Source organism: Acetobacter sp. JWB (assembly GCF_003323795.1).
Lineage (GTDB): Bacteria > Pseudomonadota > Alphaproteobacteria > Acetobacterales > Acetobacteraceae > Acetobacter > Acetobacter oryzifermentans.
On record NZ_CP030871.1, the window covers coordinates 2,444,025 to 2,467,323 of the forward strand.

A 23,299-nucleotide genomic window follows, 5' to 3' on the forward strand; every position below is an offset into this window, starting at 1 on the left:
GACTACTGCCAGATATAACGTGAGTTATTGGCGTGCGGGCCTTCTGGCTTGGAAGCCGTATCAATATTCACTTCAACAGACATACCAACACGCACCCTTGCCGCAAGCGGCTGGTCTGGATCAAACGTAAGTTTAACGGGAATACGCTGCACCACCTTGGTAAAATTACCCGTCGCATTATCTGGCTGAATAGGTGCAAAAGCGACACCGGTGGCAGGCGCCAATGAATCCACATGCGCCTTGAGGGGATGACCGGGAAATGTATCTACCCAAACAGTCGCACTCTGGCCAGTTTGCACTTTTGTAAGCTGTGTTTCCTGAAAGTTAGCCAGAACATAGGCTTCATGAACAGGCACAACAGCCAAAATACCCGTGCCGGGGTGCACATAATTCCCGATACGCACACCACGCTCACCCACTACACCATCCATTGGAGCGGGAATGGTGCAGTAAGACAGGTTCAGTTCTGCCTGTTTTTCATCCCCCTGCATGCGCAGTAAAACACCACGTGCACGCTGAAGCTGGGCTTTTAAAACTGCAACCTGCCGAATGGCAGCATCCACCCCTGCTTGGTCTCGTGCTATGGCTGCCGCTGCTTCTTTTTCCTGCGCTTCCGACGATTGCTTTTGTTCAATCGTGCCAGCACCACCGGAGGAAAGATTGCGATACCGGGTTGCGTTCTGCCGGGCAAACATCAATGCGGCCTGATCTGCCAGAACTGCTGCGCGTGCTTGCGCAATAACGGCATCCTGCCGACCAAGCTCGGCTTCCAAATTGGCAACATCGCCTTGGGCAGCTAGCACATTGCCTTTTGCTACCTCCAAGGCTGCACGGTAATCATCATCCTCAATATGCGCCAATTCCTCACCTGCATGCACAAGTTGGTTATCCTGCGCAATAACCCGATCAATACGGCCTGAAACCTTGGGCGCAACCGTGGGAAAATCTGCTGTTACATAGGCATCATTGGTATATTGGTTCACACCATCACCATTGATCAGCCGCGAACCGCCCCATGCCACAAGGGCAAGCACAGCAGCGGCACAGCCAGCATAAAGCAACGGTTTTTTGTAGATCATAATCTGTATTCCGGATTAGCGGGCTGGAGTGTTGGGAGAAGGCGCACGCGGCGGATACACCCGGCGCGGCAGAATAAGATTCATGCAAGCGTATCCAAGGCAGACCCATATCAGCACATAATAGATATCGTTCAGCGCCAGAACGAGCGCCTGCTCATGCACATAGGTATGGAAAACCTGAAGTGAATTACGGGCAACATGCACACTATCTGGCGATGTAACCGAAAGCTGCTGCATGATGGGGTTACCCATACCCTGCAAGGCTAGACCATGCGTGCCATGATGATCGAGCAACATGGTGGAATGATATTGCTCTCGCCTACGAGTTAAGGCAGCAAACAGCGCATAGGCAACCGCATTGGCCAGCCCTTTCAGCATATTGACCATGCCAGAAATAAACGGACCATCGGCAGGCCCCATAGCAAGGGTCGCCAACATGAGGGTGGGAATAACCGTCATAGGCTGGCCAAAAACCTGGAGAATTTGCAGCGGGTAAAAATTATCCCGCACCCAATCCACCGTCAGCCATGTACCCAACCATGCAGAAGCGGCCAGACACAACATGCCGCCCGCCAGTACAAAACGGCAATCAACCTTACGACTGTTACAAAAAGCGGCAATCAACGGCAGCATGATAAGCTGCGGCAACGCAACCACCAGCGATACCGGGGCTGTTTGAATAGGCCGATACCCACGCACAGCAGACAGATAGGTTGCGGGAATATCCCCCATAATCGCACAGATGGCGAGAATGCCCACCAATGAGAGCAAAGACGCCTGAATATTACGGGATCGCCAGTACTGAATGCGAAAATAAGGGCTGGGATGAAACGCCTCGTTAATTACAAAAACAATAAATGCTGCCACACCCCAGAATGTTAGATCCGTAATCACAGGGGAACGGAACCAATCCAGCCTATCTCCTTGATACAACACGATCACCAAGGAACAAATTGCTGGCAGCCCTACCAGCAATCCAAGCCAGTTAAACTTTTCAAACCTCTCAAAATGCATTGGGTCTTTCGGCAAGCCATAGGCCATCATCGCAATGGCCAACGTTGCTGTTGGAATAATTTCCCAATACAGCCAATGCCAGCCCATACGTTCGAACCAGAATGCTTCCAGCGGCAAACCCAGATTAGGCCCAAAAGTAGCGCTCATGGCGTATCCGCCAATGCCAAATACCCGAATTTCTGGAGGGAGGTATTTCAGCATTACAGTCATAAGCACAGGCGGTAAACAACCTGCCGTTAATCCTTGAAATGCACGTAGAATGCAAAGTGAAGTGACATCCGGCATAAAGGGCGCTGGAATGGAAAGCAGTGCCAAAACTGCTGTCATGAAAATGGAAAAGCGATAGATCGAAAACGTCATGTAAAACCACGGCGTAAACGCCATGGCTGCAATATTGAACGCCTCATAAATCGCAATAACCCACGTGCCCTCATCGTGGCCAATGTGCATGGCACCCCGAATATCGGAAAGACCGATCTCGGTCACATGCTCATTAAATCCTGCAACATGCACGGCCAGCAGCATACCCAAACAGCCAACAACAGTGCGTAGGCCAAAGGGGGGAATATAAGAAGGGCGTGGTGGCGCGGCATGAATAACCGGTGCACCAACCCCTTGTGCAGGAGCAGCGTTGGTCATCAGCGCACTTCAAACGGTCTGTTGCGCCTTCGACAACCCCTATTTCTGATAAGTGACGAATTCGATTTTCGGAATAGAAAACTCTAGTCATTCCATAAAACAACATCTATTTCTGAAAGGATGAAAGGTTATGATCTCGACCTGCCTTCGCTACCTTCAGGTGCTTATCGAAGAAGAAAGCGTCTCTCTTGCCGCACGTCGGCTAAAAATCAGCGAACCGGCTATGAGCCGTCAGCTTGCTAAATTACGCAAAGCATTTGCTGACCCCATTCTTGTGCAATCTGGCCGACGCATGACCCCATCGACCTTTGCCGCTGGCATACTCAACCGGGTGCAGAATGTTGTTGTCGCCGCAGATAGCCTTATAGAAACACGCGCACTTGCCAATCTGGCAAACATGGCGCCTACCTTTACCCTTCGGGCTAATGATCTGGTTATAGCTGCGCTGGCTCTTCCACTCTTGGAAGCCTTGAAAAAGGATTGCCCTCGGTGTGAAGTGATCTGGGCACCCGAACTCGATGCGGCTGCATCTGTCCCGTTGCGTGATGACAGTGTAGATTTGTACATCGGCGCAACGGAAATGATGAAGCCCGAAATACGCCGCCAGACCATTTTCCGAGACTATATGCGGGGCCTTGTGCGTAAAGAGCACCCAATTCTGGCAGAACCCATCACACCGGAAAGCATGGTACGTTACGATTATATCAGTGTTTCACGCAGAGGGCGCGCGCAAGGCCCGATTGATTGGATGCTGCGCAATCAACATGGGCTGACACGTAGAATTGCAATGGTCGTGCCCAATTACCATGCAATGATAGAAAGTATGAAAAATACAGATCTCATTCTGCCTTTACCAGGCATTGTGATTAATCATATCTCTCAAGAAGCCCTCGGGCTGACATCTTTTGAATTTCCTCTCTCACTTCCATCCGTGGAAGCTTTTCAAGCGTGGCATCCACGCCGTGACATGGACCCCGTACACCGCTGGTTGAGAGAAACCCTTTTTCGTGTTTCTCGACAGGTGTTAGGAAAATTTCCCCCTTGATGTAATAAGAGGATGAGAAACTCTGGAAAGCATACCCAGCTTTCCAGAACATTCCCTATACCCATGCAAACTCTCATAGATATAGAATATTATTTTCTATATCTATGCAGTTCAGGAAGATTAAGGCCGGGGTTAATTTCAAAGTTAACCATTAAGCCAACCTGCGCAGCATATTTAACATTAGGCAGCACTCTGGAAGATGCAAGCTGATCGGGATTCCAAATATATTCAAAATAAGGCGTTGCCATAACACCCGGCGCAACATTCAAACCATAGTTCAGTTCCATCATGGTTTCCGAACTATTCCATTGATTGCGATAACCTTCGGCTTGCAAAGAAGCATTCATGGAATGCACGACTTTACGATTCCACAAATAACTCTGGAACACGAGGCCTATATAATCCCTCGGTCGTGAACGGAAAGGCCCCCAATCAAACAGACCTGCCACAAAGCCATTTCTTACGGTGCCATCTCCCGATGTCAGAAAGTTTGCAGACCCAAAAACAATAAGCCCCCGTGTATCATTCGGGTCGGGCTTCCAGATCATCTGCTGGGCTTGCGCGTATACAGTTGTACGCCCACGGCGTGGTTGCGCCTTGCCGCCCGCTAATGCGTAAACCTGATGCTCGGTGTTATAAAGTGGATCACTATAAATAGAGGTATCATACGTAAAACCAAGGCTATAAGCACGAGGATACTTATCTGTTGTAAAGTCTGTATGATATCCGGCTTCAACGGGTATGAATTCACCCTCGGCTTTATCAAACCCCCAGTCTGGCCCAGGCCAACCATTATGGTTTTTGGCGCGCACCCAAGCCTCTACTTCCCAGATACCGCCTTTAATATACGTAGAAGCTGTGGGCTTGATCAGCACACGTGCACTCCATGATGAAACCGTAAATGATGGTGATGAGCCATCAATTGTAAATGTTGTTGGCGATGAACACAGGAAGGTTGCAAACTGACAATACAGTTCCGAGCCTTCAAACTCACCACCTTTCGGGTTTGAGCGGCCAGCTAGAATAAAAAGATGTTTGTTAAAAAGTTCTTGATCCCAAGTAAATTCACGAACCTGCAACCCATCATGATTGCCCCATGTGTTGATCCATGACCAATCCGAAGCATTATACTCCCAACTACGCCCCTGCCCTGCCACATCATCGATAATAAAATGCATCTGACCACCCGATATCCCGGCTATCCGTTGCATATCAAGGTTTAGCCCCAACAAAGCCCAGTTAGTATAAGCAGAACCGTTTTTATACCCACCACCGACGTTGGCATTTAGCTGTGATATATTCCAGCCGTTAAAATAAACACCGTGATCAGCAAGAAATTTCCCTCCCTGTGCTACGGGTTTAAATTGGAGGGAAAAGAAGTAAGGTTGTGGCAAAATGGAATGCGCCCCTTTGCCATTAGGTGCTACAGGCCCATCTCCCCCATTAGGCGCCGGCACAAACCTGGGCACACCAGGTTGCGTAGGTGCATGAGCAGCATCATAATAATGCCTGTTACCTTTAACAAAGTAAAAGTTTCCAACTTGCTCCATCTTTTCGGTGTGTTGTGGTTCAGCAAATACCAAACTTGGCAATAACCCACCAAAAACACCACAACAGCCCATGAATTTTGTAGCACGACAGGAAAAAGAGACTGCGTGTAAACCCGTGTTCTGCATCACGTTATTTTCCTATTTGTGTCACGGAAACTTTGTTCCGGACAGTCCCATCACCTGTGGTTTTCAAGAACAGAACAAGAATTACTTGTTCTGAAAATGATATATAGAAAAAGAATTTATAATGACTTCATGCTGTTTTTCGGAATCATCAGAACCGAAAGTCCACCAAGAAGAACTAAGCCTGCAAAAAGCCAGATCACGCCGGACATATCCCCCGTAACACTACGGGCATATCCAACCAAAGCCGTTGCAAAAAATCCTGCTATATTGGCAATAGAACCCGCCAATGCCAGCCCAACCGCAGCGCTACTTCCCTTAAGCATAATGGACGGCAATACCCAAAAAGGTGGGAGCGCACCAAGAATACCCATATTGGCCGCTGTAATACAAGCAATAACAATAAATGGATTGCCCATGCACAACGGAATACACGCCATTGCAATACTGCCCACAACAATAGGAAGAACAATATGCCACCGGCGCTCACCTCGCTCATCGGAACTCCGCCCGATCAGAAACATACTGGCTACAGCACCAATTTGCGGAATAGCGCTGAGGCAACCGATTTGAAAGGTAGAACGAATACCATCATCATGCAGCAATGAAGGTGTCCAAAAAGCAATTGTATACAAACCCAGAAGTAACGTTCCATCCACAATGCCCAAAAGCCATACCCACGGGCTGCGAAATGCCGCACCAATACTAACAGAAAGACTAACCTTATCAGAAGGCAGCGGATTTTCACGACGCAGCCACTCACTTTCTGATGCAGTGAGCCATGTAGCTTTATCTGGTGACGTCGGCAGAAATAGAAAAACAGCTACCCCAATAAGGACCGGTGGCAATGCTTCCCAGAAAAAAAGCCAACGCCAACCTTCATAACCAGCTACACCATTCAGCCTGTCCATCAACAGGCCAGATACAGGGCCGCCAATCACACTGGCTAAAGGAATACCCGCCATAAAAGCCGCAGTGACTTTGGAGCGATACTGAGGAGGAAACCACAATGCCAAATAATACAGCACACCAGGCATAAAACCTGCTTCTGCAACACCCAATAGAATACGCAGAATATAAAACTGTGTGGGTGTATGCACAAACATCATCAGGCCAGAGCACAATCCCCACGTTACAAGGATACGAGCAATCCAGTTACGCGCACCAAATTTAACCAGCATCAGGTTACTGGGGACTTCGCACAAAATGTAACCAAGAAAGAATAGCCCCGTACCCAAACCATACGCAGCTTCACTCATCCCCAAATCAGAAAGCATACGCAGTTTGGCATATCCAACATTCACCCGATCTAGATAGGATGCCAAAAAACCAAGAAAAAGTAGCGGCAGAATACGCCACGCCATTGTACTAAAAAGCCTGTTCCCGCTTTGCTCGGAACGGCTTGTCTGCCCGGAAACAGCAACACTTCGCATGAGCACTCCAGATCACATATTACCAGCAAGAAACTTCCAACAAACAGCCCCACACCGCCCGAGAAATTTATTGCGATTCCGATATGATAAGATAGTCGCGTATACACCATAGTTGTAAAGATTATATTTCTTATTCGAAACATTATTTTCCGATGTGTCCTTTGCGCAACGCGCCAACACAGAAATTTTAGATGATTTCACTCACGCTAAATATTTTACAGACAACATAAATTGAGAAAATTATTATGTTCAAAAAATATAATAAATTACAAATGTTTTTGATATAAAAGAAATAATAATATATATAATTAGCGTACACATCGTATTTTATAAAAACACATCTACTCACTTTTAAAATTTTTGATGGAGAGGAAAATACATGTAACCTCTCCATCAATAAGTTTAATATGCGCCAGAAAGAAGTGCACCACCCCCAGGTGCTACTGCTTCCAACTTCATGGCTTTAAGCATGGCATACGTTGTTGCTACAGCAGCACTCAAAGTCGGTTTGCCAGTTATAGCTTCCACCATAGATACAACAGGAAGCGAAGGCATCTGCACACAAGCCGAAACAATAACTGCATCGGCATCCTGATAACGTAAGCCCTTCACAATCTCCGGTAAACGCTGGCAATCATGACGCCCCACATCCAGATTATCTGGAATTTCCAGCGCCACATAATCAATAACATCAATACCTTCGCGGCTGATGTAATCCACTACCAATTCCGTCAAAGGCCGCATGTAAGGTGCTACAACCACAATTTTCTTGGCGCCAAGAACCTTTAAGCCCTCAATCAGCGCTCCTGCACTGGTGATAACAGGCGCAGGATGTCCGTTTTCAACTGTTCGTTCATGTAGGCGCTTTTCGGAAACACGGTGATAGCCCGGCCCCATGGACATAGTGGCAACAAGGCAGGCATAACCCAGCACATCCAAAGCTGCATCACTCAGTTCAAACGCGCAACGGTCTGATTGCCCGTCCATGGCAGCCAGCTCATCCTTACTCACCGTTTTCATGCGCATACGTGCAGAATGAAACGTAAACCGTTCTGGCCGAATATTTTCACGCAGCTTTAACAGTGCAGGAATTTCCGTTTCCATTGTAATGTTGGAACTGGGAACAATCTGCCCGATACGATAAATTTTCTTCATCAGAACCTCTTGTGAAGACAATAAATGGGATCACCCATAAAAATGAGTGTCCCCTTAAAGTTCCTGCTTTATTCAGCAGTTTCAAATTTAGGGCTATTTTACAGTAACAGCGCTATAAAAGACTTCTTCATTATCCCACGGGATCATATGTCCCGCGTTTTCAACGTGCACGATCTCAATAGCACTGTTCAAACTGGATATTTCAGCTTCATCTTCTTTCTGAATCACCCCACCGCGTGTTGCGACAACCAAACGAGCTGGCACCTTCAAATGTGGAAGGTCCTGATGAATGTCTTCCGTGTGGAATTTTTCGAACGAAATGCGTGTTGCCAGTTCATCACAAGTATGCAGCCATTCAGCACGTAGTTGACGCTGCTCCTCTGTCCATGTCGGACAAAAACGCTGCATGTCTTCAGCACTCATCCCCTTACGGGAAAGGCGAATAGATTCTGTATACCAGTCTAGCTTTGCAGGATAAGCACGCCGTCCGGGGCCGCTAACAGGAGGATCAACCAAAATAAGCTGAGCAAGATCTACTGAATTCTTGCGCGCAGCACGAATAGCAATACGTGCCCCCATGGAATGCCCCATGAGTGTAACATCCTTCAGACCAAGCGCTTTAATGAATTCCAAAACATCATCAGCATAGCTATCCAGATCATAATCTAGATCTGGCCCGGTTGAAGAAAGGCCCCGCCCACGTATATCAAGAATGTAAACATCATGATCCGCAGCAAGCCGTTCTCCTACAAACCCCCATGTAATGGCAGGGCTGGTAATGCCAGGAGCCAACACCAACGGCTTACCTTTGCCACCATACCGCAGATAATGCTGACGAATACCGTTGGCATATACGTTGGCACCATAAAGAAATTTTTCTTCACTCATAACTCAATAATCTCCTGAATATTAATTAGAAATACGGGATAGCAGCGCGTCCAACGGCATAACATCTGCAACTTTCTGGGCCATATCGAACAGATTGGCCTCATGCGGGCCGATTGCCCGATCTCCTACGCAATCTGAGATAACAACAGGGCGAAAACCAGCCTGCATGGCATCCAGCACGCTTGCACGTACACAACCCGATGTTACACAACCCGCCACCACCACAGTCTGCACACCGTGGCTTACAAACCAAGCTGCAAGCGGTGTGCCTGCAAATGCAGAAGGCACCGTTTTACGCACAACATATTCACCCGGCACCGGTGCAAGTTCAGGCACAATAGCCGAAGCCGGATTATTTTCCGTAAGCCCCAACATGGAGGGAACCTTTAGGGAAAAAATATTCGCATCAGCACCATCATCCGCAAAAATGATGCGTGAATGCGCAACTTTCCAACCTTTCTCGCGTGCAAATGCAAGTAGATCCTGCGTACGTTCAATAGCCTGCGGAATATTCCCACCGCCAAATGCTTCCGGATCAGCAAAACCATTGACAAAATCAATGATTAACAGGCCGACACCTCCAACAATGCCGATCTCGTTACCAAAACCCTGTTTCTGATATCGTGCCTCATCACGCATATCTTCTGTTGTCATTTGGATTCTCCAACCAGTTTACCATTTTGCACCACGGCTTCATCATCCAGCATTACTGTGCAATCACGCATAGGAATATCAATATGACAGGCAGTATCACGGTCACCACCAGCTTCATTATTAGGGCCAGTGGACCATAGGAAATTACCGGCACAAGCACGCGGATCCATGCCAATACTTGCCTCTCGATCATAGAACCCCATCACAGACCAATGCGCGCGGTTCTGTAGTCCCCAGCCTATGTGCGAAACCGCAAAAACTTCGGGATCATGAAAACTTTCCATGTAATCACGCAGGTGATCAGCTTCAAAACCACCTTCAATAGCGCGCACGTAGCCTTTTTCCAGATGACACGTAATAGGGGCCGTAATGTAACTTTTCTGCGGCAGAAGAATATCCCCTGGCGCCAGCACAATCTTGCCTTCAGCCGAGCCTTCATTTGCCCATGTTGCCAAAAAACCGCTTGGCCAATGATCCCATCTTCCCGGTTTATCTACAAAACCGTATTCTTCCAGAATAGGATATTCACCCAACGCAAACGTAGCATCCGTGCCTGCTGCAGATGTTACTTTCATAACTTTGGCAGCTTTGAGCCGTGCTGAATTCTTCAGCACGCGCGTACGATCCTCGGCTGTAGGCGTCATACGCACCAACACATCTGGTGGTTCTACTACCAGTAGAATACGCCCACCAGCATCTAAAATCTCATGTTGTTCAGCAGAGAAAAGCAATGTCATAAGATCCAGAACAAGATCACTGGCCTTTAACATTTCCACTGCGGCCCTGTTACCAGTAAGTGGTGTTGTGCCAACATAAGCTAAAGGATCTCGTGAAAGAGACGTTCCACCATTGGTAGGTTGCAAATCAAGCCGATTGGCAATGGCACCTTTTTCCTGCACCGCAAGAAGAGCGCAACGTAAGGTCTGTGCATTTGTTCCTATTGAGGTCAGGATTGTAACGCTCTGGCCGCTCTGTAAATTACAAAGATCCAGAACCTGACGCCATGATTGGACGAGTTCAAAATCACTTACGGGCATTGGAATGTTCCCCTAGAAAAGGCGTCCGGTGTGACGCTGCTGGACAAAAGGCAAAAAACACATGGCTTAGTGCCCTCCTTCCGCACGAATACGCGCAACCCGAGCAACAAGATCGCTCCATTCCCCTTTTTCCGGAGCCATGGTGCGACGCAGGAAGGCCACGACTTCCGCAATCTGCCGATCAGAGAACAGGTTACGGTAAGCTGGCATCATGTTGGCTGCCTGATGTGCTGGTGATGGTGCACCATCAAGCACCACACGAATAAGATTATCTGGTGTATCGGCCCATACATTACTGTTCAGCGCCAATTGAGGGCGTGCTCCATACAGATGCGTCCCTTCCCCTTCATGACACACTGCACAACCTGAATTGTAGATACGTGCCCCTTCCCCTTTCTCCATGGATTGAAGATCTGCAGTGCGGGTCAGTATCTGTTGTCGTAAGGCTGGTGCGCCCTCTGCCGTTTGCCTTGTATCAAAAGAGGCAATATAATGGGCTATAGCCCGCACATCTACATCTGGCAGGTCTTCCATGGCGTGCACAACAGGTGCCATAGGGCCGCCAGCAGGGCCATGATTGGGACTGAAGCCAGTACGCAAATAGGCGTAAAGATCATCTTCGCTCCAGGGCAGTGGAGAGCGTGACAGTGTAGATAATGCTGGTGCAACCCAACCTTCGGCTTCTCCTCCAGCCAGATAAGCTGTTTTCCAGCGCTCTGCCCCCAAAGCATTCCGTGGCGTATGGCATGCAGAACAGTGACCCAAACCTTCCGCCAGATATGCTCCCCTATTCCACTGCTCTGAACGGTTCTGATCCGGCACAAACGGCGCTGTGCTATGGAACAGCATATTCCACCCGGCCATGGAAAAACGTAAGTTATACGGAAATTTCAATGACGTTTTGGGAAGCTTCTGCTCTACAGGTTCCTGCGACATCAGGTAAGCGTAAAGCACCTGCATGTCTGCATCACTTGTTTTTGCAAATGCCGTATAAGGAAAGGCCGGATACAAATGCCTTCCATCACGGCTAATTCCTTCACGCATGGCGCGTTCAAAGGCTGTATAAGACCATTGGCCAATACCTGTTTTAGGATCTGGCGTTAGGTTAGTAGAATAAATCGTGCCGAATGGTGTTTCCAACGCAAAACCACCAGCATTTTCCTTACCGCCCGGGATTGTATGGCAAACAGCACAATCTCCCGCTGCTGCAACCTGTTTGCCTTTAGCGATAATTTCCGCAGAAAACATACCAGGCACTGGGGGTGCAACTGGAGCGATAGGTGCACGCCATGGCAAAACTGTTGCTAATGCACTGCCTGCCACGGCCAAAGCCGCCCCTAACCCAACCTTACGTAGCAAGCTTTTCCATCCCTGGCTTGCCATAGCCGGACGGGCACCTTCTCCATGAAAAGACAACGGCGCTAAAGGTACAACAGAAGAGCGCTCTAACGGCCCCAATACCTCATCCAGACGCGTTTTGACTTTTTCAGGTGTAAATGGAACATCCCGAAAACGCACGCCAGTAGCAGCATATATTGCGTTTGCAATAGCTGCTGCACTAGGCACGGATGCAGACTCTCCTGCTCCGAGAGGAGGTTCCTCAGGACGATCCATCAACACCGGGTTGATTTCAGGAATATCTGGAAATTGAATAATCGGATATCCGCCCCATTCCCGGCTTTCTACACCTTCATGGTCGAACTTAACCTGCTCTGTCAGCACACGGCTTGTAGACTGCACGACATTGCCATGCAGTTGGTGACGAATACCGGCCGGATTGATCATCAACCCAGCATCTTGCCCGACCACAGCACGCGTCACGCTTACTTCACCTGTAAGGCGATCAACTGCAACATCAGCTACCCATGCAGACCATGCAGCCGGCTTGCCAGGGAAAGGCCCATGAACATATAGCGCATAGGCCAATCCACGCCCGCGCAGGATACGTTCCTTTGGATCAACCTGAGGCGGTTGCGTACGCGGTTCCCATCCAGCTTTTGCCGCTGTTGCCTTAAGAAGTTCTGCAGCACGTGTATCTGGAAGATAACGCAGGCGATACTCCAGCGGATCTACGCCTGCCTCTGCAGCCAGTTCATCAATATAGCTATCATGCGCAAAGCTGTTGGGCAGTGCAGATACACCACGAAACCATGAAGCACGCGCCAAAGGCGGCATATCTTTTACTGTAACCCGTGCATTCGCATAATCATAAGGAGGGATAGACGTTCTATCCCCCATCTGAGCTACAGCAGGTACTTCCGCAGGCACTTGCCCAGTCAGCACCAGCGCCAGCAATGGCGATACATTGGAAGGGTAACTTGTATCTAAATTATAAGCGACAGGCGCACCATTAGCATCCAGTCCACCTTCAATACGCACAAGCTGGGCCGCGCCTTTAGGTTCCCAAACATGTTCCTGAGCACGGGAAAGCTGAACCCGAACAGGCCGCCCAACTGCGCGAGAAAGAAGAGCGGCATCCCCCCCCACATCATCCGCACAATTCCGCCCGTAACACCCTGCTGCTTCGTGACGAATAACTGTTACGTTGGTAACAGGCAAATCCATCAACAACGCGATATCGGCTTGCAACATATGCGGATTTTGCGTGCCAGACCAAACTGTCAGGCTACCTTCATGCCAAGATGCCACAGAGCAAGAAGGCCCAATAGAGCCATGCATCTGATAAGGCCAATGGTATTCGCGATCTAGACGATGGGAGAGTTTACCCAACGTCGCATCCACATCTCCACGATCCAAAACAACGCGAGGCTCGTACGGGTTAGCCCGTATCGCTTCTATCGGATCTGAAAGATCTGGTACAGCAACTGGTGCCCACGTAACTTGTAACGCTTCTGCCGCTGCAATTGCCTGTTCTTCACGCTCAGCAACCACCCCGACAAAATCACCAATCACCACTACATCCACAAGGCCCTCAATATGAGCCACAGATGCACGCTCCACCTTTAATAACGAACGCCCTACAAACGGACCATGATCATAACCCGCATAGGGAGGCCGAATAACACGACCATGCAGCATGCCCTCTACGCGCACATCATGCACATAAACCATGCGGCCCGTTACTTTATCTGGAATATCGACCCGCGGATGACTGCGGCCCACCAGACGATATTCAGATGGAGGCTTCACCGGCGTAGTTTCATCCAATTCCTCACGGATTTGAACACCACGTACAATATCTCCCATCCCCCAGTTTGTTATTCCGGGCAGATATCCTGTTAGCTTCCCATTTCGGAAAGATAAGGATTCAACAGGGTATTTTGTAAGTTTCGCAGCACGTTGTAGCAGCAACTTGCGTGCCTGCGCCGCTGCCCGACGTAACGGACGAGATGAAACCTGAATGGTCTCACTTGCAATTGTCGCCCCTTGATCAGGGGTACGATCTGTATGCCCCAACACCATCCGGACATATGTAGGATCTGCATCCAGTTCTTCTGCTACAATCTGAGCCAGAGAAGTTGCAATACCTGTCCCAAGATCTACATGCCCACAAAACCCTAAAATCTGACCGTTTTCATCAACCTGAACCAGCACCTCATCCCGTGGGATAAATTCTCCTCGTGCAGAAAGCCCTTGGGGAGGAAGTGATTTCCGGAATATCTGGAGCACACCGGTCATTTTCCGCTATCCTCCTTTTCCAATCCGGCTGCAATTCGTGCAGCACGCATAATTTCTACATGAGTGCCACAACGACAAAGATTATAGCGCAGGGCAGCCTTTAGTGCGTCTTCATCGGGATCGGGGGTCGCGTCTAAAAACGCCCGCAGCGTCATGACCATACCGTTCAGGCAATAGCCGCACTGCGCTGCCTGTGCTGCAACCACAGCCTTTTGCACAGGATCACTTCCATCTGGAGAAAGGCCTTCCAGTGTCACAATGTTTTTACACTTTGCTGCAGCGTTTAACGAGACCACACAACTCCGTGCAGCTTTCCCGTCCATTAGCACCGTGCAGGCACCACATGCCCCTAAACCGCAGCCATATTTGGGGCCATTCAGCCCCAAATCATTGCGCAAAACTGTAAGAAGTGGCGTATTCCCGACTGCCGTAATGGTATGACGGCGGCCATTAACTGTTAGAAAGACGCTGGCTGCCATAACGCCCATCCTCTTTTCTACGCTTATTCGATTGTCAGATCGTAGATATTGTCACCGTAACACCAGTAAGGATCTTCAGGCTGCCGTAGCCATGTATTGGCATTGGAAATGCTCTGAACTTTGGTCGCACGCTCTTTTCGTGCTTCATGATAAGAACGGAATGTACGTTCCAGATCCTTTGTACCTAACTCAGTAAGGCACCGGGCCAAAACAGCTGCATCTTCCACTGCCATAGCCGCCCCTTGCGCCATATGCGGCTTCATTGGGTGGCAAGCATCTCCCAGCAATACAGAACGACCTTGATACCAAACAGGCAATGGTGCACGCGTTTTAAGCGGCCATTTCGTAACAACATCAGTCGCGTCGATATAGCCCTGAACCATTGGATGGAAGCCCTTGAATGCTTCACGCAACGCTTCACGTGAGCTTGGCAACTGTCCAGCACGAGAAGTCCATTCTGCTGGCTCCCCTGTTACCAGGTAGAACTCATCCTCGTTCTTATCAAGATAATAGCACACGATATGCCGATCAGCAGACCACCACTTCGCGTTCAGGTCAGCTCCCAAGCTCTTAGCGGCTGCACCCGGAATAATGGCACGATGTGCAATCCATCCGGTATAAACAGCCTCATCCAAACCGAAGATTTTTTCGCGTACACGTGAGTTTATACCGTCAGCACCAATAAGGATATCAACCTTTTCTGAAGCGCCGTTTTCGAAATTCAGTGTAACGCCGTGACCATCATCTGTAAAATCGACCAGTTTGTGAGCCCATTTCACACGTTCCGAACTTACACAATCCAGCATAGCCTGATGCAGATCACCACGGTGAATGGTAATATAAGGCGCACCATAGCGTCCCCGTTCAGCATTAAGCGGAATCTTGGCCATAACTGTGCCGTCGTCCCACTTACGGCTGAGCCAATAATCAGGAAGACATGAAATTTCTTCTAGCTTTTTATCGAGACCATCTAAAGTGGCGAGAATTTTAAGGACGTTGGGACCAAACTGGATGCCCGCACCCAGCCGAGAAAAAGCGGGAGCCTGATCAAACAGAACAACATCAAAACCAGCTTTCTCCAGCAGCCCTGCTGCTGCAACGCCACCAAGCCCTGCCCCTGCAATGCCTATACGAACTCCACCTGACATATTAACTCTCCGACCAGCAGTAAAATTACAGACTTAATAGCGTATACGCGATATATGAATGTTCAGGGAGGAACGGAGAAACGTCAAGATAATAATTTCATTATCGTTACGTTTTTTTATAACATATTGATTTTTAGAGTTTTATTATTCTTTGCTCTTCGTGCAAAATAGCCTGAGACTTTCAAATTACGAAAATCATCAGAATTTTAAAGCACTAAAACCAGTTATATTTTTATGATTTTCTATAACAACAGATGTAGCCGTAACGTATTTCTCTGCCATCAATGAGATACTAATATGACAGCATTATGCTTCAAAATGAGATAACTTCTGTAAAATATGGAGCACAGCAATCTGCTCACACTCATTTAACGGAGACAACGTTATATCAGTCACCTGCCGTGCTACAGGAGTGGTCTCATGTAAAAGTTGTTCACCTTCAGGCATAAGCGAAACAAGTTTCTGCCTACGATCTTGCTTACTCTGTTCTACCTTCAACAACCCACGCTTTTTTAGACGCGATACAATGTCACGCAATGTCGCATGATCAATCGCAGCTTCATGGCTAATCTGAACCAAAGAAGCCTGACCAAGTTTATGGGTGGTAACCAAAACAGCAAATTGCGCAGAGGTAAGATGTTGGTCTGGAATATGCTCCTGAAAAATAGCTGTATGACGCTGATAAGCACGCCGTAACAGAAAACCAACTTGTTCATCCAAGGCATAATTCTGTTCAGATTTCTTTTTATTATTCTTCATATCGCATTTCCCTTAAGTATATTTTGATAAAAAATAACATTTAAATTTCTGTTGTTCGATATACACTTTTATACATAATCTAGCCTTCAGCTCAGCTTAAAAAACTAATCTTATGAGAGTTCCTATTTCTACTAGCATGTTTTCTCCCTAATCGGCTAAAATAATGTTTAATAAAAGCCGTATGAGTCATTCAAAGCAAGAAACAGAGACTTTAATGGGACTGAATAGAAATTATAGATGTTAGACAAATCATTTAAAATAAGGTTCGAATCCCGCCGCGGACACCATTATGTATTATTCTAGTGATTTAGACGCCTATTGAGGCGGGTCATATACGCAGCACCCCGCCAAGCCTAGGGAACTAGCTGGGCTTGCATTACAAGTTGGTGTGTTGGAACGCCAAAAGGCGGCTTGCGCCGCCTTTTAAATCATTGATTTTATTTAGTAATTTTGGTTGCGGGGATAGGATTTGAACCTATGACCTTCAGGTTATGAGTTCCAGTCTAATACTTACACAATTACCGCACAGAACCGATTTTTTCACGATAAGTGGCGGTTTTTCTTAAATTTTTACTCGATTCTTGCTACACTCCTCCACGGCTGGAATCGCCTGATTTCACTCCCAAATGATTCCTATTTGATTCCAGTGATTCCAACCGGGGAAGGATGTCCCATGGTCAAGATCACCAAACGGTCCGTCGAAGCCGCCACCAAAACCGGCAAGGAATATTTCCTCTGGGATGACGAACTTCGCGGCTTCGGCCTCAGGGTCCATCCGTCAGGCCGGAAAATCTACCTCGCCCAGTTCCGCGCGGGCGGACGCATCCGCCGCGTCAATATTGGTCCTCATGGTCCCCTCACCCCGGATCAGGCCCGCACCGAGGCGATGAAACATCTGTCCGATGTCCGGCTGGGCAGCGATCCCGGCGCGCAGCGCGACCGTCTCCGGGCAGCAGCGACCATGAAAGAATTTGGCAAGCGGTTCCTCGACGAGCATGTCGCCTCACACTGCAAGCCCTCAACCCAGTACGAATATCGCCGATGTGTGGACCTGTTCATCATCCCGAAGCTGGGGACGCTCAAGGTCATCGACATCACACGCGCCGATGTCGTCGAACTGCACCAGGGATTGAAGGAGACGCCCTACCAAGCCAACCGTGTGTTGGGCGTGCTGTCGATCATGTTCACCCTGGCCGACACCTGGGGCGTGCGATCGGACGGGAGCAATCCATGCTGGAAGGTCAAACGCTACAAGGAAGTTAAGCGGGAGCGTTACCTAACACCCGATGAACTGGCCCGGCTGGGCAAGGTGCTCCGGGAGGCCGAGGGCGAGCCCGAAGCAGCATACTGCATCCGCCTGCTGCTCCTGACCGGTTGCCGTCTCGGGGAAATCCAGACCCTGAAATGGGAGTATGTGGACGCCCGAGCGGGCGTCCTGCGCTTGCCGGATTCCAAGACCGGGGCAAAGGTCGTACCTATCGGCAAGGCTGCGCTGGACGTGCTGGCAGACATTCCCCGGATCGAAGGCAATCCCTATGTCATCACCGGAAAGATGGAGGGCCAGTATCTGACCGACACCCAGAAACCATGGCGGCGGCTGCGCGCACGGGCTGGACTGGATACGCTACGTATCCACGATCTGCGTCATTCCTTCGCATCCGACGCGCTCCAGCTTGGGGCAGACCTGACTATGATCGGACGGTTATTAGGGCACACGCAGGTGCAGACCACCGCGCGGTATGCCCATCTTAAAACCGATCCCATCAGAGAAACGGCCAATAAGATATCAAATTTTATAGCTGAATATTTAGGGTAAGTATATAGAACTGATATATTTATCAATAATTGGAAAATTAAATGAGCATTAAAAATATTTTTTGTTCATCCGTGAGGTTATCAACCGCTTCTTGTCCAAATATTGAAGCATATACTTTATAAGAACACCTTCGAATCCATTGTGCTAATCGATGCTCAAATTTATCCCTATTGGCGGCATACGCATAAGCAGATAAGTATCCACTACGCATTAACTCCAATCTTTTGAATAATTTTTGCGCATTAATTTCTCGGGACTTCAGAAATGATAAATCATGATATTTCCTAATATTTCCTCTAATTTCCTTCATTTGATCCTCAGATATAATTAATTCGTATTTCCCCGATTTATTAACCGTCAATTGCATACCAAGAAATTCAACTGGCTCTTCTGGACCTCTTACATAACTTTTTTCTGCACTTAATTTTAAGCCTAGTTTTTCCAATTCTCTTTCAACCAGAACTTTAGATTCAATACATAATGCTTCTGTTTTGGTAAAAACAATAAGGTCATCGGCGTATCTTACCATTGGATATTTCGAACTTATATTTTTATCAAAGTCTCTAAGCACAAAATTACTTAGCACAGGTGAAAGGGGCATTCCCTGACGCAACCCAACTCCCGGCGTTATATTATTTTGAGATATTGCAATCTTTGTCCGATCTCCCCGCGCCAACACCTCACAGTTAATCGCACCTAAGAATAAAGGAGCTAACGACTTTTGGTGAAACGCCCTACAGAAACGGGTAGACAAATCTTTGCGGTCGATCGTGTCAAAAAACTTTGAGATATCTGCTTTAAACACCCATGGATTTTCATCACGCAATTTAGATGCCGCTTTGTGAGCCCCGTGAACCCCTCGCTCAGACCCATTCGTATCTCGCACGAAGCCATAACTCACTTCATTGAGAATACCCAATTTTCGCGACTGTTTTTCTAAGACTTTCAACAAAGCACGCTGGACAATACGGTCCGCAACCGTAGGAACACAAATCAAACGTAGCTTAGATGGATCAGTTTTTGGAACAGCCACTCCGCGAAGCGCACTAAACTGATAACCATCTCGCAAATCATGATGGATCGATTGAAGACGGGAACGCTTTTGTTCTCGAAACAAAATGGGCGAAACGTCATCAATCCCTGGAGTGGTTTTCCCTCTCGTACGACGCCAGAAATCGTCCCAAACCTTTTCGAGATTTGAAATTTTCCCCAACTCCACCAGAGCCGAGCTACCCAATTTATATATCCTTAGTTGGCATGCTGCTGCTTACCACACATTGCCCCGATAAGCAGCAATACCACACCTAAGCTGACGCTTTGCCAGCAGCGGAAACCTCGGACCCCTCGCCAGTGGACCGTCGAGACCCTCTCGGACTGCCCTTGCTTACGCGAGAACGCCCAATCGGCTCAACAATCTCTGCCGAACAATCCTGCACGCAAGAAACCTCAAAGCGAACACTCGCTTCCAAGCCTCCCGACGCGGATGGCGCAAGACCAGCGTGCCCCAAGTTAATATACCCTAGGACGGCGGCAAGTACAAGCCCCAATCGATGACGCCGGACCGACGCCCCACGGCTTCGACCTGCCCTGACCCTGTGTTCGTGCATGTGTAGACTAGCTCCCTGTTGACCGACAATAGAATTGTCGGAGGGCTTTGAGAGCTTGCGACCTATCCGCTTTCCCGAAGCTGACGCTTTGCCAGCAGCGGAAACCTCGGACCCCTCGCCAGTGGACCGTCGAGAACCTCTCGGACTGCCCTTGCTTACGCGAGAACGCCCAATCGGCTCAACAATCATGATCGAGAGAGTCGCGCAACACACACACCGACGTCAGAACAAGAAGCCCGTAGTCGACTGTATCTATATGCCACAATCCCTTTGGATTGTCACAATGGAATTTCAACATACCTAACCCGGAGATATACAGGCCGCCCCCTGTTGCTCCATCTGACCCTGCCTCCTCCTTATACGCTGCTATACGCCTATCCAAGACCACCTACGCTTTTGGGGTGGAGAAATTCGCGCACATCATATCCTCCACTCCCAGACAGCATTTTTCCCGTCAGCCTCCCCTCACCGGCACCGCTTTACCCCCGAAGCGAGCCGCATCGACAAGGGAGGTTTCCATGACCACGAGACCCGAACCAAAGCCGGAACAGCCCGCGGCTCCGGCAACACAAACACCTCCGCGCGCCCTGACCGCACCGGCCCGTATCCAGCGCCCCTATCTGCGCAGTGGCGAAGCCGCTGATCTGATCGGCGTCTCCATCCGCACCCTGGAAAAATACCGGTGCATTGGCGACGGGCCACCATTCCTGAAAATCGGCACCCGTGTCCTCTACGCCCGGCAGGATGTCGAGAACTGGCTGCAACGTCACCGCTGCAACAGCACTTCTGATGAAAATTTTGTCGCCGCACTCCGCAACCGGGCGTCATGGAGGAGCAGGTCATGACCGACATGGACGCCTCCGACGACGCCCTGTTCGGCCTGACCACGGTGGAACTGACCTTCATCCAAAAGCGCGTCGAACACTGGCTGCGTTTTGGTCAGCCGGTCTCAGACAAGGTGCTGGACAAGCGCCGCCGTCTGCTCGCCTTCCTGCCGGGCAGCGTGTTCGGCTTCATTCGCTGGACCGCTAACGATTACGGGACCGTTGTCTCCTGCTTCGACATCGTGCGCGTCGTGGAACCGGGTACCGCCTTCCAGACCGTGCCTTTCGTCAGCCCCGGCGGTGAACTACTGCTGAACGTGTCCGGCTGGCCGAGGGTCCGCCGCGTGCTGGAAGAAATCGACGCCATCGAGGAACTGGGGCTGCACCCCGCCGAAATCTGCCCCGATCACTGGCGCGTCCTGAACGGTCGCATCGCCGCCAACGTGGCCTCCCGCCCCTATACGCGCGCCATGCACAAGGCATGGCTGGCGCGTAGAAAGCTTACGTCATGACCCGGAGCGCCTGGTTCTTCGGCACATACTTTGTCGTGCTGGCGGTTGGCGTGTCCACCGTCACCGTCATCCATGTCGCGCCCTGAATTGCCCCGAGTTTTGTGGAGACAGCAAGACCCGTGAGGTAAGAGATAGTCATGAGCAATAAATCGAAGCGTTTTCCGCCTGAATTTCGTGAACGTGCAGCCCGCATGGTTCTGGAGGAAGAGAAGAACCATCCTTCGCGGTGGTCTGCGGTGATGGTGATCGCCCCAAAGCTGGATATTCACCCTGACACGCTGTCAAAATGGACCTGTCTGCATGAGCGGGCCAATGCGCCTGCGGTAAGTGACCTGCCTGATCGAGAGAAGATCAGGCAACTGGAGCGAGAGAACCGCGAATTGCGGCAGGCCAATGAAATCCTGCGTAAGGCTTCTGCGTATTTTGCCCAGGCGGAACTCGACCGCCTGTTCAGGCCATGACGCGCTTCATTGATGAGCACCGGCAGACATATGGTGTCGGGTCAATCTGCAGGGTTCTGTCGATTGCGCCATCTGTCTATTATGCAACCGTTGCCAGGCAGAAAAATCCTTGTGTGCGCAGCCAGAAAGACAAAGAGCTGAGCGATGACATCCGTAGAGTGTGGAATGATAATTTCTGCGTCTATGGAGCGCGCAAGGTCTGGCATCAGTTCAAACGTGAAGGTCTGGATGTCGCCCGCTGCACGGTAGAGCGGCTGATGCGCCGGATGGGACTGAAAGGCGTCATTCGTGGCAAGGGGGTCAGAACCACACGGCCAGATCCGGCACGGCCCTGTCCACAGGATCTGGTGCAGCGCCAGTTTCATGCACCAGCCCCTAACAGGCTCTGGGTTTCGGATTTTACTTATGTTTCCACTTGGCAGGGCTTTGTTTATGTAGCCTTCATCATTGATGTGTTTGCCCGGGTCATTGTGGGCTGGCGTGTCTCATCAACGGCCCATACCGACTTCGTGCTGGATGCCCTTGAGCAGGCTCTGTGCCAGAGGCAACCTGAGGGAAAAGTGACCCATCATTCAGATCGCGGCTGTCAGTATGTGTCCATTCGCTACACGCAAAGACTGGCTGAAGCGGGGCTCGTTGCCTCAGTCGGAAGCGTTGGAGATTCCTATGATAATGCCCTCGCGGAGACCATTAACGGGCTCTACAAAACCGAACTCATCTATCGGCAGGGGCCATGGAAAAACAGGGAAGCGGTTGAACTGGCCACACTTAAATGGGTCGACTGGTTCAACAATCGGCGGCTCCTGTCCTCCATTGGAAACATCCCCCCAGCAGAAGCTGAGGCTCGCTTTTATGCTCAGAAGAAATCACATGCATTAGCTGCGTAGTTCAGATAAAAAATGTCTCCACAAAACCCGGGGCAATTCAGACTGATGATCCGTGTTGTGTCTTCCCTGCGCCAGATCACAGGTTTTCGGGTTATGGGGATGTCAGGATCATGGACAAAAACGTAACCTCCATCGGTCCCGGAACGCCGCCCACAGGAGCGAGGGACTGGCGCTGGCTCCGGCCCGCAGCAGAATGTCGCGATAATCGCTGACATAGTGGGACCAGCGCCGCATGAAGGCCCCGGCAAGGGCGGAGGCTGACAGAGTTCTGAGGATGGCCAGATCGGCCTCGGAATGCCAGATATCCAGTGGCATGGGAGACGGTCCTCTCGGCTGAGGAGCCACCGAGCGGACGCGACAAAACATGCCGCGCCAGTCAGGCAGCCCCAAGTTTCTGGTTACATTGAGTTCTCACGCCTTGCGGCATGACCTTATGAAAATTGCAGGGACGCCCCACGCTTCTTGCAGCATGCCTGCCTCACGAGTTTGGCATAGAGACGAGGGGCAAGGTGCCGAAACTAATAGGGAAAAGATGCCGTAGTTCAGGGTG

At 49.7% G+C, this 23,299-nt stretch carries 18 protein-coding genes, 1 pseudogene and 1 other annotated feature; of the genes and pseudogenes, 5 read left to right on the forward strand and 14 right to left on the reverse strand.

From position 1 onward, the window contains the following. Positions 1–2: 2 nt before the first annotated feature. Complete coding sequence (locus DS739_RS11595; RefSeq protein ID WP_006115769.1) at positions 3–1,079, reverse strand: HlyD family secretion protein; 1,077 nt, start codon at positions 1,077–1,079, stop codon at positions 3–5. 15 nt (positions 1,080–1,094) lie between these two features. After that, a complete protein-coding gene (locus DS739_RS11600; RefSeq protein WP_006115768.1) occupies positions 1,095–2,732 on the reverse strand; it encodes an MFS transporter in 1,638 nt (545 codons plus the stop codon). A gap of 120 nt (positions 2,733–2,852) precedes the next feature. On the opposite strand from DS739_RS11600, the pseudogene DS739_RS11605 reads away from it, so the two are divergent. Beyond that, positions 2,853–3,777 (forward strand): annotated as a pseudogene (locus DS739_RS11605) (LysR family transcriptional regulator). Between the two features lie 89 nt (positions 3,778–3,866). Here DS739_RS11605 and DS739_RS11610 read toward each other — a convergent pair. The 10 genes from DS739_RS11610 to DS739_RS11655 all read right to left on the reverse strand — a co-directional run bounded on the left by DS739_RS11610 (position 3,867) and on the right by DS739_RS11655 (position 16,642). Next, a complete protein-coding gene (locus tag DS739_RS11610; RefSeq protein WP_231621230.1) occupies positions 3,867–5,234 on the reverse strand; it encodes a carbohydrate porin in 1,368 nt (455 codons plus the stop codon). A gap of 335 nt (positions 5,235–5,569) precedes the next feature. After that, complete coding sequence (locus DS739_RS11615) at positions 5,570–6,883, reverse strand: MFS transporter (RefSeq protein WP_050793108.1); 1,314 nt, start codon at positions 6,881–6,883, stop codon at positions 5,570–5,572. A 402-nt stretch (positions 6,884–7,285) separates the two neighbouring features. Continuing rightward, positions 7,286–8,038: an Asp/Glu racemase gene (locus tag DS739_RS11620; RefSeq protein WP_035352889.1), complete on the reverse strand. Its 753-nt coding sequence runs from the start codon at positions 8,036–8,038 to the stop codon at positions 7,286–7,288. A gap of 93 nt (positions 8,039–8,131) precedes the next feature. Beyond that, the gene (locus DS739_RS11625; protein WP_006115761.1) at positions 8,132–8,926 is read right to left on the reverse strand and encodes an alpha/beta fold hydrolase; all 795 of its coding nucleotides are present in this window, start codon (positions 8,924–8,926) and stop codon (positions 8,132–8,134) included. Between the two features lie 21 nt (positions 8,927–8,947). After that, on the reverse strand, positions 8,948–9,580 hold the full coding sequence (locus DS739_RS11630) for an isochorismatase family protein (RefSeq protein WP_006115760.1): 633 nt from the start codon (positions 9,578–9,580) through the stop codon (positions 8,948–8,950). After that, on the reverse strand, positions 9,577–10,617 hold the full coding sequence (locus DS739_RS11635; protein ID WP_035352884.1) for a hypothetical protein: 1,041 nt from the start codon (positions 10,615–10,617) through the stop codon (positions 9,577–9,579). Before DS739_RS11635 ends, DS739_RS11630 begins: the two co-directional genes overlap by 4 nt. A 66-nt stretch (positions 10,618–10,683) precedes the next feature. Then, positions 10,684–14,256, reverse strand: coding sequence for a molybdopterin cofactor-binding domain-containing protein (locus DS739_RS11640; protein ID WP_006115759.1), 3,573 nt, complete (start codon positions 14,254–14,256; stop codon positions 10,684–10,686). Next, positions 14,253–14,735, reverse strand: coding sequence for a (2Fe-2S)-binding protein (locus DS739_RS11645; protein WP_035352933.1), 483 nt, complete (start codon positions 14,733–14,735; stop codon positions 14,253–14,255). The genes DS739_RS11640 and DS739_RS11645 overlap by 4 nt, the downstream gene beginning before the upstream one ends. A 23-nt stretch (positions 14,736–14,758) precedes the next feature. Further along, the gene (locus tag DS739_RS11650; protein ID WP_006115757.1) at positions 14,759–15,883 is read right to left on the reverse strand and encodes an FAD-dependent monooxygenase; all 1,125 of its coding nucleotides are present in this window, start codon (positions 15,881–15,883) and stop codon (positions 14,759–14,761) included. Between the two features lie 306 nt (positions 15,884–16,189). Further along, positions 16,190–16,642, reverse strand: a complete 453-nt coding sequence (locus DS739_RS11655; protein ID WP_006115756.1) for a MarR family winged helix-turn-helix transcriptional regulator — start codon at positions 16,640–16,642, stop codon at positions 16,190–16,192. 673 nt (positions 16,643–17,315) lie between these two features. Here DS739_RS11655 and DS739_RS11665 point away from each other — a divergent pair. Then, a complete protein-coding gene (locus DS739_RS11665) occupies positions 17,316–18,458 on the forward strand; it encodes a site-specific integrase (RefSeq protein ID WP_035350896.1) in 1,143 nt (380 codons plus the stop codon). A 37-nt stretch (positions 18,459–18,495) separates the two neighbouring features. On the opposite strand, the gene DS739_RS11670 is transcribed toward DS739_RS11665, so the two are convergent. Further along, on the reverse strand, positions 18,496–19,695 hold the full coding sequence (locus DS739_RS11670) for a reverse transcriptase domain-containing protein (protein ID WP_006115753.1): 1,200 nt from the start codon (positions 19,693–19,695) through the stop codon (positions 18,496–18,498). Positions 19,696–20,583: 888 nt separating this feature from the next. Between DS739_RS11670 and DS739_RS11675 the strand changes: the two genes are divergently transcribed. The 3 genes from DS739_RS11675 (at position 20,584) to DS739_RS11690 (ending at position 22,749) form a co-directional block, all read left to right on the forward strand. Continuing rightward, positions 20,584–20,910 (forward strand): helix-turn-helix domain-containing protein, encoded by a 327-nt coding sequence (locus DS739_RS11675; RefSeq protein ID WP_081461420.1) that lies wholly within the window; start codon positions 20,584–20,586, stop codon positions 20,908–20,910. A 5-nt stretch (positions 20,911–20,915) separates the two neighbouring features. Continuing rightward, positions 20,916–21,401, forward strand: coding sequence for a DUF2840 domain-containing protein (locus DS739_RS11680; RefSeq protein ID WP_035350903.1), 486 nt, complete (start codon positions 20,916–20,918; stop codon positions 21,399–21,401). 137 nt (positions 21,402–21,538) lie between these two features. Next, a protein-coding gene (locus DS739_RS11690) for an IS3 family transposase (RefSeq protein WP_096884279.1) occupies positions 21,539–22,749 on the forward strand; the annotation gives its coding sequence in 2 pieces (ribosomal slippage) (positions 21,539–21,824 and positions 21,824–22,749; 1,212 coding nt in all). Next, positions 21,817–21,933: a sequence feature (AL1L pseudoknot), on the forward strand. (Overlaps the previous gene by 117 nt.) 108 nt (positions 22,750–22,857) lie before the next feature. Here DS739_RS11690 and DS739_RS14665 read toward each other — a convergent pair. Beyond that, positions 22,858–23,115 (reverse strand): transcriptional regulator domain-containing protein, encoded by a 258-nt coding sequence (locus tag DS739_RS14665; protein WP_369870714.1) that lies wholly within the window; start codon positions 23,113–23,115, stop codon positions 22,858–22,860. Positions 23,116–23,299 lie beyond the last annotated feature (184 nt).